Annotated in this window: 12 protein-coding genes; all 12 read right to left on the bottom strand. The window is 38.5% G+C overall.

Features of this window, described 5'->3' with window-relative positions; translation table 11 throughout:
- Nucleotides 1–107 precede the first annotated feature (107 nt).
- The 12 genes from AC5P2S_RS10105 to AC5P2S_RS10050 all read right to left on the bottom strand — a co-directional run bounded on the left by AC5P2S_RS10105 (nucleotide 108) and on the right by AC5P2S_RS10050 (nucleotide 13,350).
- Complete coding sequence (locus tag AC5P2S_RS10105) at nucleotides 108–1,877, bottom strand: oleate hydratase (protein ID WP_138402070.1); 1,770 nt, start codon at nucleotides 1,875–1,877, stop codon at nucleotides 108–110.
- A 126-nt stretch (nucleotides 1,878–2,003) separates the two neighbouring features.
- Nucleotides 2,004–3,002, bottom strand: coding sequence for an MlaD family protein (locus AC5P2S_RS10100; protein ID WP_002978563.1), 999 nt, complete (start codon nucleotides 3,000–3,002; stop codon nucleotides 2,004–2,006).
- A gap of 3 nt (nucleotides 3,003–3,005) precedes the next feature.
- Nucleotides 3,006–3,773, bottom strand: coding sequence for an ABC transporter ATP-binding protein (locus tag AC5P2S_RS10095; protein WP_002978564.1), 768 nt, complete (start codon nucleotides 3,771–3,773; stop codon nucleotides 3,006–3,008).
- A 9-nt stretch (nucleotides 3,774–3,782) separates the two neighbouring features.
- Nucleotides 3,783–4,544: an MlaE family ABC transporter permease gene (locus tag AC5P2S_RS10090; RefSeq protein ID WP_002978565.1), complete on the bottom strand. Its 762-nt coding sequence runs from the start codon at nucleotides 4,542–4,544 to the stop codon at nucleotides 3,783–3,785.
- 36 nt (nucleotides 4,545–4,580) lie between these two features.
- Entirely contained in the window at nucleotides 4,581–5,540 is a 960-nt protein-coding gene (locus AC5P2S_RS10085) for an alpha/beta fold hydrolase (RefSeq protein ID WP_002978566.1), read from the bottom strand.
- A 170-nt stretch (nucleotides 5,541–5,710) separates the two neighbouring features.
- Nucleotides 5,711–7,300 (bottom strand): oleate hydratase, encoded by a 1,590-nt coding sequence (locus AC5P2S_RS10080; RefSeq protein WP_002978567.1) that lies wholly within the window; start codon nucleotides 7,298–7,300, stop codon nucleotides 5,711–5,713.
- A gap of 99 nt (nucleotides 7,301–7,399) precedes the next feature.
- Complete coding sequence (locus tag AC5P2S_RS10075; RefSeq protein WP_138402068.1) at nucleotides 7,400–8,275, bottom strand: helix-turn-helix domain-containing protein; 876 nt, start codon at nucleotides 8,273–8,275, stop codon at nucleotides 7,400–7,402.
- Between the two features lie 60 nt (nucleotides 8,276–8,335).
- Nucleotides 8,336–9,496: an ABC transporter permease gene (locus tag AC5P2S_RS10070; protein WP_002978569.1), complete on the bottom strand. Its 1,161-nt coding sequence runs from the start codon at nucleotides 9,494–9,496 to the stop codon at nucleotides 8,336–8,338.
- 2 nt (nucleotides 9,497–9,498) lie between these two features.
- Nucleotides 9,499–10,455, bottom strand: coding sequence for an HlyD family secretion protein (locus AC5P2S_RS10065; protein ID WP_002978570.1), 957 nt, complete (start codon nucleotides 10,453–10,455; stop codon nucleotides 9,499–9,501).
- Between the two features lie 5 nt (nucleotides 10,456–10,460).
- Complete coding sequence (locus AC5P2S_RS10060; RefSeq protein WP_002978571.1) at nucleotides 10,461–11,843, bottom strand: TolC family protein; 1,383 nt, start codon at nucleotides 11,841–11,843, stop codon at nucleotides 10,461–10,463.
- Entirely contained in the window at nucleotides 11,840–12,295 is a 456-nt protein-coding gene (locus AC5P2S_RS10055; protein ID WP_138402067.1) for a MarR family winged helix-turn-helix transcriptional regulator, read from the bottom strand. Before AC5P2S_RS10055 ends, AC5P2S_RS10060 begins: the two co-directional genes overlap by 4 nt.
- A gap of 227 nt (nucleotides 12,296–12,522) precedes the next feature.
- On the bottom strand, nucleotides 12,523–13,350 hold the full coding sequence (locus AC5P2S_RS10050) for a hypothetical protein (RefSeq protein ID WP_002978573.1): 828 nt from the start codon (nucleotides 13,348–13,350) through the stop codon (nucleotides 12,523–12,525).
- Nucleotides 13,351–13,355: the final 5 nt, after the last annotated feature.

The following is a 13,355-nucleotide window of genomic DNA, read 5'->3' as shown; positions in this document are numbered from 1 at the left end:
AGTATCCTGAATTCTCATCGAAAACAGTGAAAGAAGCCATAAATATAAATACCATAAAAAACTCAGGATTTTTAAAATCCTGAGTTTTTCAAGTATAAAACAACCTCTTATAACAACTTAGCTTCTTTTAAAATCTCTTCAACATAAGTACCTTCTATTTTCTTGACACCATATTTTTCAAGGATTGAAATCAACCAAGGAAATTCAATTTCATTTAGGTTTTTATTGTCATTAAGGTGATAGATGGATTTCAGCAGTACCCTGATGTCATATGAAGAAGCAAAAACTTCTGGGACACCTCTGTCTACATCCAAAAGGGTGTAAACTGCCTCCATTGCTGTACGCACGGAATATTCGGTCGTGAATACGGTGTCTTTTCCAGTTTCGGCAAAATTACCGATAAAAGCAAGGTTCACAGAACCCTCTGGAACCACCAATGGGCGGTCTCCCAATGCACGAGGCATAAAGTAAGATGTGATATAAGGCATACGGCAAGGGATGCTGTTGGCAGCTTGTGCAATTTCTGCAATTTCATTTTCAGGAACACCAATATGGTATAAAAATTCTTTGCAAAGCTCTATCCCCGTGGCTTCCGTAATTTTCTTTTGGATATAATTTCCTGGTTTATGAGAATACAACCCATAAACCCAAACAATTACTTCATTTTTTTTCTGAGCCTTGAAGTGGGGCTGTCTGCTGATGGAAAAGCCATACCACCAGTTAGAATCGTTTATTGTGACAGGTCCGCTAGTCACTATAGAACCGCTTCTTGGGTCTTTTTTTGTTATTTTTTCTATATACGGAATCACTTTTTCGTCGAAGAAGGTAATGCTTCCGGAGATTACCCAGTTGGCTTCGGGAATGTTTTTGTAGAACTTTTCGGGTTTTCCAAAGGCATCATCCTGGTCTGCCAGATTCTGCCAAAGTTGCCAACTTCCGCCAATGCCGTCAGCAACAGGAGCAGGGTTATGATTGTCACCGTATGTACTGCTTTCGGTAATGGAGCCGTTGGTAACAAACACCAGGTCGTTTTCGGTCAGGCTGATGCTTTCTGCATTGCCATCCTTAATATATTCGATTTTCTTCGCTACTTTTTTGCCGTTTTCATTTTCTACAAGTATGTTCTGAACCTGGCTATCATACTGGAAGGTAACACCGTGGGACTCAAGGTAGCTTACCAACGGACGAATCAGTGATTCATATTGGTTGTATTTCGTGAAGCGTAATGAGGACATATCTGCTACGCTGCCAACGTGATGGATGAAACGAAGAACATATCGGCGCATTTCCATCGCACTTGCCCAAGGTTCGAATGCGAACATCGTAGCCCAGTATGTCCAAAAGTTGGATTGGAAAAATTCTTCTGTAAATACCTGGTCTATCTGTACATCCTGTAGTTTTTCTTCAGGAAGAAGAACCAGCGCTATAAGTTCGTGGATGGCTTTCTGGGACAGGGTAAGCTTACCATCCGTGGGCAGTCTTTCTCCACGGTTTTCGATAACACGGGCGTGGGAAAAGCTAGGGTCTTCTTTATTGAGCCAATAATATTCGTCCAGTACGGAAACGCCTTCCGTTTCTAATGAGGGTATCGAGCGGAACAAATCCCAAAGGGTTTCGAAATGTGTTTCCATTTCCCGTCCGCCTCGTATGATGTAGCCTTTCTGCTCATTCCAGATGCCGTCCATACTGCCACCGGGTAAAGCTAATTCTTCCAGAATACGGATTTTGTTTCCTTCCATTTGCGCATCGCGTATCAAAAAAGCTGCAGCAGCCAATGAAGCTAATCCCGAACCGATAAGAACGGCAGATTTCTGTTCAATATTTGCCGGTTTTTTCGGGCGGGCAAATGCTTCGTAATTTCCATTACTGTAATACATAATTAGAATTTTTTAGTTTATAATATATGATAAAATAACCTTGTTTTTATTTAATAAAGTTACACATATTGCTTTCACTTTATATATCCCAAAATTCTAATTGTATATGCTGATATTCCAATAATATTATCTTTGGAGATTCTGTTTTTCGGCTTCCTTTTTCTTTTTTTCCTGCTTGCGGAAGTAACCTCTGAAGAGAAAATTATGCTTCAGAGCCTCCATATTCTGGTTGAAGCCTTCGGTTCCCTTTTCGATATTGTAAAGGCTGTTATTGATGTTTTTTGTAAGAACGGTATCAGTGATAAGGGCATTTATCGGTCCTTTTCCATTTTCTATATTTTTACTGAATGCCTGCAGGTTTTTACCAACTATGATAAGTTCATTGCTTACTGTATTAAGATTATTGCTGGCGGCATTGACGTTATTGAAAGTCTGCTTAAGCTGGGACTCAAAATCTTTGTTGGCAAGGAGAAGCCCAGTTGCTCCTTTTCCTTGGCGTGTAGACGTAATGATGGCTTCTGCAGTACTGCTCAGGTTTTCTATATTTTCCGTGCTTTGGCGTATTTTCAGGATGGATAATTTTAAGTTTTCGGCAAACGCCTTGTCATTAATTAATTTTAAAATCTGGCTGCTGTCAATTTTATGCACAGTGTTTTTAAGAGATTTGGATATATCCTGTATATTGTTGTTGCTTGCCGATAGCGTGTTGAGTATTTCATCCACACCCGGTTTGGTATCTGCCGTGAGATATTCTTTTTCCTGCACTGGTCTGCCCGGCCTACCGTAAGGCAAAATATTGACCACCGCATTGCCGATAATGCCTTCTGTTCCAATCGAGGCTTTGGCATTATTGTCTATATGCTTTGCAATATCTTTGTCTATAAGCATAATGACCTCTATATCATCCCTTCCGGACAATTTTACTGACTTTACAGAACCTGCCTGCATCCCTGAAAATAGCACATTGCTTCCTTCTCTGAGTCCATTGGAGTTTTTGAATCTTGCCCTGAGCTCAAATTTGCTGGTAAAAATGCCTGAACCGCTGCCGATGTAAAAGAAAACAGCCATCATAAGTATAAACCCCGAAATTACAAATAAGCCGAGCTTGATATTATTTTTATTCATATTTTAATCAAAAAATTGTTTAATATTTTCGTCATCAGAACTTTCAAATTCCTGATAAGTACCTTGTGCGTAGCATTTTCCGTCAAGCAGCAAGACTACTCTGTCGGCCGTATTTTTCACACAGTTCATATCGTGTGAGATAATTATAGATGATGTTTTGTATTTTTTATGTATATCCATTATGAGGCTGTCAATTTCTTTTGCTGTTACCGTATCGAGTCCGGTGGTAGGTTCATCATAAAGGATGATTTCCGGCTTAAGGATGACAGTACGTGCCAGAGCTATTCTTTTCAGCATCCCTCCCGACAATTCGGATGGCATAAGGTCTACGGTATGTTTAAGCCCCACACTATCGAGTGCTTCTTCAACCCGTGCGTCAATTTCATCCTGCTTCAGCCGGAACCACCGTCTTCTTAAAGGGAATTCCAGATTTTCGCGGATGGTCATAGAATCATAGATGGCATTTCCCTGAAAAAGAAAACCTATTTTTGAGCGTGCCTTATCCAGCTCTTGATTTTCCAATTGCACAATATCCTGTCCGGAAATCATTATCCTACCGCTATCTGGTGTTAAAAGCCTGACGATACATTTGATAAGAACAGATTTTCCCGTGCCTGATTTTCCGAGAACTACAACATTTTCGTTCTTATTGACCGTTAGGTTAAAACCATTAAGCACTTTTTTTTCACCAAAGCTTTTATAAATATCTTCAATGACGATGGCCGGTCCATTGTCATTATTGTAGTTTGCTGCTGTTTTTGTTTCCGCCATAATGATGATTTAATTATACCCGAGAATGCCTGTTATCTGTACCGCAATCAGGTCCAAGACGAAGATAAGGATAGAGGAGAGTACGACCGCTGAATTGGCGGCGTTCCCCACGCCCCGTGTTCCTTTTACTGCATTATAGCCTTTATAGGCACCCACGATTCCCACTGCAAAACCGAAAAAAAAGCTTTTGATGAAAGCAGGGATGATGTCACTGAAATCCAAGGAGTCAAAAACCTGTGAATAGAAAAGCGACAGGCTTGTCGTCCCGCCAATGTTAACACCTATCCAGGCACCATATAGTGAAATGGCATCCGCCAGAATGATAAGTACGGGGAGCATAAATGTTGTCGCCAGGACACGTGTGGCAACAAGGTATTTAAAAGGGTGCGTACCGCTTACTTCCATCGCATCTATCTGTTCGGTAACCCGCATAGAGCCCAGCTCTGCCCCGATGCTACTTGCAATTTTACCTGCAAAGATGAGAGCGGCGATTACAGGTGCTATTTCACGGATTATGGCGATACCTACCATTACAGGCAGCTGGGATTCCACACCATAGCGTACGAGGCTTGGCCGCAACTGCATCGTAAGGACCAAACCGATAATAAAGCCTGTCATGGAAATAAGCCCCAAAGATTTGTAACCTATGAGATAGCATTGTGCAAGCAGTTCCTTTATTTCATATGGCGGGCGGAAGCCTAATAAAAAGTAATTTTTGGTAAACTGCGCGATATTGCCTGTTTCCTGTAAAAAACTACGTATTTTAATCATTAATAAATTATTTTTTAAAATTAAAATATTTTTAGTCTACTTTTCCAATTGCTGTATTTTTTTATTGAGCCAATCCCTTATATCTTCATATACATATTCTTTAATATCCTCATTAAGTATTTCGTGCCGCATGTCAAGATAGATTTTTGTTTTAACATCTGTAAAACCATCTTCTTGCATTTGCGCTACCGTTTTTTCCACACCTTTTCCGAAGTCTCCTATCGGATCATCAGCTCCGCTTACAAAAAGAAAGGGAAATTCTTTTGGTATTCTTTCTGCCCATTTTCTTTCCGTTGCCTGTTGATTTAGAGAAACTAATGCGTAAAAACCATTATTGGTAAAAGGTACTCCGCATAGGCTGTCCCTGCAAAATGATTCCCGGTTGGATTTGCTGAGGCTCAGCCAACTGGTAAGGTCGCCATCTTTCTCGCCTTTAAAATGTTGATTAATAATTTTTGAAAAAGTTCTGTTGATGAATTTGCTCCGGTGTTTTGGAGTAATAATATTGTTGATGGACAGGAAAAATTTAGCCAAACCGATTCCGTTGATTTTTCCGCCCGTTCCTACGATGACCGCTCCTTTAAAAACATCTTTCTGATTCTGAAGTAAGCATCTTGCAATGAAAGACCCCATAGAATGCCCCAGTAAAAAGTGAGAAATGTTAGGGTAGTTGTTTTCTAAAAATGCTGCCATCGTTGCGGCATCGTCTATCAGTTGCTGCTTGGGATTTTCTTTTTGAAAATAGCCAAGTTCTTCCCGATTTTCCGCCGTTTTTCCGTGTCCGAGATGGTCATATAATAGAACTGCAAAACCGTTCTTCGCCAGATATTCCGCAAAATTTTTATAACGACCGCTATGCTCCTGCATCCCGTGTAGTATAAGGAGTGTAGCCTTTGGAGGTTCATTTATTGGTTCGAATAATTCATAAAAAAGATTGTGCGTACCTGAGTTGGCAATTTTCTTCCTGTTTATATATCCTGATGTTTGTTTTGCCATAGAGTCGGTTGGTTTTGTTTAAAAATAAATATTCTGCCCTTGACAAAAGCAAGAGCAGAATAAAGTTAGATAAATTGGTTATTATAGACAATCTTTTATAGATTAAAGAGAGATATGCCTTTAGCAATAAAGAACTTCGATAAAGTGTAAAGGCAGCTCTTTTTTTATTTTTAATTTCTGTAAGAGGTATGGATGGCTTTTGCCAACACGTCTGGTTTTTTCCAGTGTTCCGTTACTGGAGTTACTTTTTTATCGAGACCGAGTAGGGTATATACCGCGATGCGTGCTGCACGAACCGAATATTCTTCTGTGAATACCATATCTTCCGGTATTTCTACAAACTGACTAATCATTGCTAGGTTGGTGCTGCCTTCAGGAACAACTGCAGGGCGGTCTTTTTTAGCTCTTGGTTGAAACAACGCATCGATGTAAGGCATCATACACGGAATAACATTGATAACGCTATCTTTTATTTCCTGTTCGTGTTTTTCAAAATGCAAATGATGAATCAACTCTGTCAAAATTTCTTCACCCGTGCAATCAATCATCGGCTTTTTCACATAATCTCCCACTGCATCTGGATATAATCCGTAGCCCCAAAGAATGGTAGTATCATCGCCTTGCGCTTTGAAATGCGGTTGTGCAGCCACCACAATTGACATTCGCCACGATGAATCTTTAAATGTCATCAAAGCTCCGCTGCCCGGCTTGTTGCCAGTGTATTCTTCAATAAGTTTCAGAAATTTATTTCCTTTGAATGTTGGTGTGAAAGAATACCATTTTGTCTCGTCCGGTTTTGTAAAGAACGGGTCTGGGTTACCCAATTTGCCGGGTTTCTTGTTGGCAATTTTACGCCATAGTGCAAAACTTGGCGGATTTAACGGCAAATATTTTGCAGGCGTATTATAATCGCCGTTATTAGAATTGTCTGTAATACATCCGTTGGTAAAGAATACCAAATCGCCTTCCTTCACAGTTATTTTCTCTGTTTTTCCTTCTGCATTGATGCATTCTATTCCCGTTACGGTAATGCCATCATCATCGGCAAAATCCAAATCGGTAACGGTTTTTCTTAATGAAAAGTCCACTTTGTGCTGATCCAAAAATGCCTTCACCGGTAAGATAACGGATTCATATTGGTTGTATGGTGTTCTGGTAACCCCTTCGAGTGTTTCGATTCTTGAAAATTCCAACAGCATACGTTTCATATAGCGTTGAAATTCAAAAATGCTGCTCCATTCCTGCCAGGCGAAAGTGGTTTGCCACATATACCAGAAGTTGGTCGTAAAAAAATGGTCGTCAAACCAATCACGAATGGTAATGTTGTCTAAATCATTTTCATCGGCAAAAAACAATTTCACAAATTTCATCCGGTCCTGAGTGTTGAAACCCATATCCGTTACGGGTAAAATGTTTCCGTTCTTGTCAATCAACCGCGCTTTTGCATTTGTCGGATTCGCGTGGTCAAATGCCAGAATTTCGTCTTTTACGGAAATGTTCGGGACATCCAGAGAAGGAATACGGGATGTTAATTCCCAAAAGTTTTCATAGGTTTCTTCGTTGAGCATACGCCCGCCACGACAAATAAATCCTTTTTCTTTAGTTCCCGCACCATCGTTGCTACCACCCAAAATCGGCAGGGCTTCAATGATGTGAATGTTTTCGCCTTTAAAGTCTCCGTCTTCTAACAGATATACGGCACCGGCAAGACTTGCCAATCCACCTCCGATGAAATATGCATGTTTGTTCGAATTGCTCATATGATATTTTTTTTAGGTTATTTTTATATGATAAAGGTATTGATATACCTTAATTCCTTAGTATCCCTAAATTCGAAAATCATATACGGAATTTCTTTTTTAAAAATGCTGTTGTCTTCGGTACCTTTGGGGCGATATTGACGCATGCTTTTTAAAAAAACGACCGAATGCAGAGGTAGAATTAAAGCCTGTTTCAAATGCAATCTGAGAGATATTTTTTTCTGGATAGCCGAGCAGAACGCATGCTCTTTTTAATAAGGCCTCATCAATAATCTGATGTGGAGTTTTGCCAGTAGCTTTTTTTACAATCAGAATAAGATATTTGTTGGTAATGAATAGCTTGTCTGCATAGTATTGTACGTCCTTATGCTGCAAAATATTTTCTTTTACCAATTCGTTGAATTTAAAAAAAATATTATTATTATCTTTTGGAGTTAGATATGCGTTGTCTTTTCTGTCTTCATCAATTAGGACTGCAACTTCCAACAAAATATTAATAATAATAGTACGAAGAATATCTTCTGTAAAACGACCATTCCTCGTGGTCTGCTGCTGAAGATATTCCAACAAATTGATTAAGTGTTTACTACTTGCTTCGTTGGAAATAACTACATTAAAGGTAGTTTTATTGAATAGAGACAGATTCTCGATAAAAAATGGATTAGAAATGTTCTTAAGCAGGAAATTCTTTTCAAAGAATAGAACCTTCATGCGGAAATCTTTGCTGGTATTTACAAATTTTATAATTGTTGACGGAGCAGATATCAGGAATCCGTTTTGGGATATATTGTAATGGTGATTATCAATTTCTAAATCAATACTACCGGAAACACAGATGCAGAATGCATAAAAATCCATGCGGAACAGTCTTTTTGGGAATTCAAAAATGAGTTTTCCTGAAGATATATAGTAAGGTTCATCACAGTGTACCTGATAAAAAGATAATATTTCTTTAATACTTTCGTAAGCTTTCATGGTTTCTTATTTAATGGATTTATATGGGCATATATAATTTTTAGCTTATGATTTAGCTCACTACAGTTTATCCTTTTTAATTTTTCGGACTTTGTACCATAAAACGCTATAGCTGGCAATGGCGCTTACTGTTCCTATGATTATCATTTTTATAACATAAGGATAGGTGAGGTCTACAGCGCCTTTTTCTATGATAAGTATTCTAAAGGCAGGCAAGAAATGTGTAAGCGGGATGATATTTGCAATGTGCTGAACCCAAACTGGCATTTGGCTGAGCGGCCAGGTAAATCCTGACAGGATAAAGCTGGGTGTGGCAATAACCATAAGGATTTCCGTAGCTTTCAGTTGGTTCGGGACAAGGATACTTACCAAAATTCCTATAAAGCAGACCGAGATTACAAAAACACCCGCTATTAGAGTAAGCGGAAAAATGTTTTCATAAAAAGGAATTCTGAACCACTTGGTAAAACCCCAGTACATCAGCCATATCCCGAAGCTCATTATGAGATAAGGCACGATTTTAACCAATATCAGCATAAATGCAGAACGGCTTTTTTGTACCAGATATTTGAAAGTGCCGTTTTCAAACTCGGAAGCAAAAGAAAGAGCAAGCCCCAATAACAATACCTGCTGAAGCACAGTAGCCAAAACACCAGGCCACAAAAAATACATATAGTTGGTGCTTCTGTTGTTCTTTTTTATAAACGTGGTTTTAAATGGCTCATACTGACTCATTAGCAAATTTTCCGGAACTCCTTGTTTACGTAAGGTTTCGACCTGTGTTCCTGCTTTGAGGGTTCCTAAGACCAGCTGAAGTGCTGATGAAGAATAATTTGCGGTCAATACATTTGCTGTATTGATTATGGTAGTGACTTCAGGATAACGTTTTGTCAGCACATCTTTCTCAAAATCTTTTGGGATAATAACGACGCAGGTTGCATCTTTCTCAATCATCAAACGATTGAGGTTTGTCTCGTCAAACTGCAGCCTTGCAACAGACAAAACTTCGTTGTCATTCATCATTTCGATTGCTTTCCGGCTGAGTGAGCTTTGGTCATAATCTACCACGATGATTGGTAAATCTGTCACTTTCCCTTTGCTGTAAACATATCCCAACAAAACACCGTACATCAAAGGAGCCCCAATAAACAAAATTCTGAGAACCTTGTTGCTCCAGAACAAACCGAACTCCCGTTTGATCAGATTGAGAAATGTTTTCATTATTAAGGTTTTAGCGTTACTGTTGTTTTGCTTAGGATATCGTTTGCTTGTTGGATGTTAATAGGGTCTATCAATATTTCATACAAAGCGTCCTGCACTTCATAATCAGGATATGCTGTAGCAATATTAGCATAGGCGCCTATTTGTTTTATATTTCTGATTTTCCCTTTGATATCCCGATTTTTGTAAGGTATATGCACATTGATTTCTTTTCCTTGTGCATAATTTGCCAATTGGCTTTCAGGAATAGTAAAGCGGAAATATATGGAATTATTAAGAGAACCTTTGAAAAGCGTATATCCTGGTAGTGCCAGTTCCCCCAGCTTCAATGTGATCGATTCTATTTTCATATCCTGTGGTGCAATGATATACCTTTCTTTTTCGGCAACCTGTACTTCTTCCAAAGCTCCTTGAGCACGGTCTTTTTGTCCCAACGCCATTGTTTGCTGTTCTATGCGGACCCCGTTTTTAACATCGGCAATTTCTGCATCTACGGCTATCATTTGTGATTTGGCTCCCTGATACTTTGCGAATACTTCATCATATTGCTGTTGCGGAACCAATGAATCCTTTACCATTGCGTTCATTCTTGCCAGGGATTTTTTTGCAAACTCATATTGCTCTACCAAAGCGGATTTCTTGGCATAGAGCTGTGCCAACTGATTGGCAGTAGCACCGTGTACACTCATCTCATATTGTGCCTGAGCAGATTTTACCGCTCCCTGTGCCTGTGATTTTTTTGCGTCTACTTCTGGGATTTCCAATATCGCCAATGTATCTCCCTTTTTAACAAGAGCTCCCTCGCTGATCAGAATTTTATCTATTCTGCCTGCTATTTTGCCTACTACTGCAATCTCTTCCCGCTCGGTTTTTCCCTGGATGGTTTGTGATACTTTCGGTTTATTCTCACAAGAAGCTAAAATGCCTGCAATGCTTAGTATGTAAATAATTTTTTTCATTTTGCTTAGTTTTGGATTTTAATAAAGTTTGATAATTTTCCCGATGCACGGTAAACTTCAATAGCAGCATTCCGCTGTTCAATCATGGTTTCTACTTTGTTTAAGGATTCTTTGTATATATCATTTTCCGCTCCCAGGCGTTCAGTGACGTTAATAAGTCCTAATCTGTATTGCTTTGATGCTATCTCATTATTATTTTGTGCTATTTTTTCCCTTTGGATCGCAATATCTACCTTATGTAACGTGGTATTGTATTCTACCTTGTTTTTTTCCAATTCCAGGTCTACTTTTTCTTTGGTGTCAGCCAGTTTATTTTCAACCTGGGCGAGTCCTATTTTGGCTTCGTCTATTTTATGTTTACGTTCAAATCCGCTGAAGAGTTCCCATTTCACGGCCACGCCCAACATCCAGTTCGGATGTAGTGTCAATTCATTTAGTTTCAAATTGGCGGTCGTATTTAATTGTTCAATCGGCACTTTTGTATTGGCATTATATAATGATGCATAGCTATATCCCGCAAAAGCCCCAACTGTGGGAAGAAGGCTTCCTTTTTCTTTTTTAAGGGCATATTCGGAGGCTTTTTTGAAAGATTCCAGTGCTTTTACCTCATTTCGTTCGGCTGTGCTCAGGCTGTCCAAAATAATGATGGGCTCCAACTGATGATTGGTTTTAAGAATTTCTTCTTCTGAAAGATTGGTGGACTGTTTTATCTTGAGTATCAGAAGTTTTCTTTTATTTTGAACATCTGCACGTTTGGAAGCCAATTCCAGAGTGGAGAGTTTGATTTTATCGCGGTCATAAGGAATTGCCAACCCTTCGGATATCGCCCTTTCTACTCTTTCTTTTTCCTTATTTAATCTTTTTTCGCTGTTATCGATGAGTTTTTCGGCGGTTTCCAGAAGTTTGAGACGGTCAAAGCTCCCTATGATATCTTTTATCACCTCATCTTTCTGATTTTCCATCATAAACGCTGTGCCTGTATTTTTTTCTTTGAGAGCCTTGGCTCCATTTAGGATTTGTCCGCCACTGAACAATACCGCTTTTGCGGTAATACCTCCATAAAGGATATTCGCATTTGTGCTGAAATCGGAAGATCCCCCAAAAACAGGATATCCTGTGATGGGTAAATTCAGGGTAGCTAGATCTAATTTTGCATCACTGCTGATGTAAGAATATAAACCTGACGCCTCGACCTTCGGGATATATTTGGCCAATATGCTTTTGCGTTCTAATTCTAATTTTTGTAATTCAAGATCTTGATTCCTTATTTCAGTGTTTTTTTGCAATGCCTTTCCGATAGCATAATCCAAATCCTTACTTACAAGAATCTGTGCGTTGATGATAGTGCCGAATAGGATCAATGTAATGGCTAAGTTTATTTTTTTCATACCATTTCGTTTTGAATGTTGTTTTGAATATGCTGAAAGAAGTTTTTTATCTCCATAATTTGATTTTCTGAAAGTCCTCTGGTTGCTCTTTCGGTTACATTGTTCACAATATACATTACTTTTTCCTCTATCTCCTTTCCTTTATTTGTTAAATATATTAGATTTTGCCTTCTGTCAGTAGGGTGGGACCTTCTTTCTACGTAACCTTCTTTTTCCAATTGATCAATAAGTCTAGTTATGCTGGGTTTATCCCTGTGGGTAAAATCTACTATTGCCTGCTGTGAACATCCCTGTTGTTTCCATAAAGGTACTAGCACCGACCATTGTTCCCGGGTCAAGTTAATATTATTCAATTTGAATTGCTGAACCAAAAAACGGTTGAACAGTAGAGGTACATTGCCGGTAAGCAGATTGTATCGATCTTGTTCAGTTAATATTTTTTCAGTTTTCATATAAAAATTATTATTGAACAAAGTTAATTAAACAATAGTTGTAATAACAACTATTTATGTTAAATTTTTTTTAATCTTAATATCATTGAGATGACATAAGCTTTTGATTTGATTATTGTTAAGATAATTTGTGATTATTGAAAATAAACAATGGTTAAAAATAAATAAAAGCTGTTCGGAATTTCGGACAGCTTTTTGGGGATTAATTTCTTAAAGAAAAATATTTGTCAAAATAAAGTCGTTGCAAACTGTATTCTTGCATATTTGTTGGAAGGATTCCACATAGTGGTAAAAGATAATGGAATATGGGCAGAAAAAACTTTGATGTTTTTACTTGCAGAGAATCCGATATTCACAATATCGAAATCGTTTTTGCCGTTCCCATATAGAAAAGTACCTTGTCCAAGACTTCTTTTTCCGGGATTGAAAGCAAAACCTCCACCCAGAAATCCATTAAGCTTAACAGAACCTTTTGAAATCAATGGATAACTTATCTCTATATAGGTGGAATATTTGTTGCTGTCGTATTCGCTATTTTCATTCAATTTTACTTCTCCTGCATTGGCTCCTCCATAAAGCATGACATCTGCTTCAACTCTTAAAGGGAATTTTTCAGGAAACTGATAAGATGTTCTTAAATCAATGATATGCGTTGTTTTGTCCTTAGAGTAATTAAAAATATCGTCTGATGCAATAAGTTCATTGATATTCCTGGAGTTGAACAAATCCCAGATTCCTATAGAAAATCCTTTATCTGCATATTGGATATAATAATTAATTTCTTTGTAATGGGTTTCATCACTGTCATTGGAGATAGCAGATGCACCCCAGACTCCTAACTGTAATGTTTTCGATTTGTTGAGGTCGTACCACAGTTGTCCGGAAACGATTGGTTTGTCCGTAATAATAAGTCCTCTCCACAAATGGTTTGTTTTTATCCCCGCAGAAAGGTGGAGGTTGTCATTTTCAGCAGAAGCCCCATCATCTTCAGATGTCTGTGCCAGTAATAGTGTTATTGCAAACAAGCTCGTCAGCAATGTTGATATTTTTTTCATGGTAA

This window comes from Epilithonimonas sp. 33E (assembly GCF_059372615.1).
Note: the sequence above shows the minus strand (reverse complement) of the source record. Positions and strands in the feature narration are given on the sequence as shown.

Bases quoted from the DNA above. Each gene is read 5' to 3' on its own strand.
- AC5P2S_RS10105 (WP_138402070.1), bottom strand. From the start codon at position 1,877: ATGTATTACAGTAATGGAAATTACGAAGCATTTGCCCGCCCGAAAAAA.
- AC5P2S_RS10100 (WP_002978563.1), bottom strand. From the start codon at position 3,002: ATGAATAAAAATAATATCAAGCTCGGCTTATTTGTAATTTCGGGGTTT.
- AC5P2S_RS10095 (WP_002978564.1), bottom strand. From the start codon at position 3,773: ATGGCGGAAACAAAAACAGCAGCAAACTACAATAATGACAATGGACCG.
- AC5P2S_RS10090 (WP_002978565.1), bottom strand. From the start codon at position 4,544: ATGATTAAAATACGTAGTTTTTTACAGGAAACAGGCAATATCGCGCAG.
- AC5P2S_RS10085 (WP_002978566.1), bottom strand. From the start codon at position 5,540: ATGGCAAAACAAACATCAGGATATATAAACAGGAAGAAAATTGCCAAC.
- AC5P2S_RS10080 (WP_002978567.1), bottom strand. From the start codon at position 7,300: ATGAGCAATTCGAACAAACATGCATATTTCATCGGAGGTGGATTGGCA.
- AC5P2S_RS10075 (WP_138402068.1), bottom strand. From the start codon at position 8,275: ATGAAAGCTTACGAAAGTATTAAAGAAATATTATCTTTTTATCAGGTA.
- AC5P2S_RS10070 (WP_002978569.1), bottom strand. From the start codon at position 9,496: ATGAAAACATTTCTCAATCTGATCAAACGGGAGTTCGGTTTGTTCTGG.
- AC5P2S_RS10065 (WP_002978570.1), bottom strand. From the start codon at position 10,455: ATGAAAAAAATTATTTACATACTAAGCATTGCAGGCATTTTAGCTTCT.
- AC5P2S_RS10060 (WP_002978571.1), bottom strand. From the start codon at position 11,843: ATGAAAAAAATAAACTTAGCCATTACATTGATCCTATTCGGCACTATC.
- AC5P2S_RS10055 (WP_138402067.1), bottom strand. From the start codon at position 12,295: ATGAAAACTGAAAAAATATTAACTGAACAAGATCGATACAATCTGCTT.
- AC5P2S_RS10050 (WP_002978573.1), bottom strand. From the start codon at position 13,350: ATGAAAAAAATATCAACATTGCTGACGAGCTTGTTTGCAATAACACTA.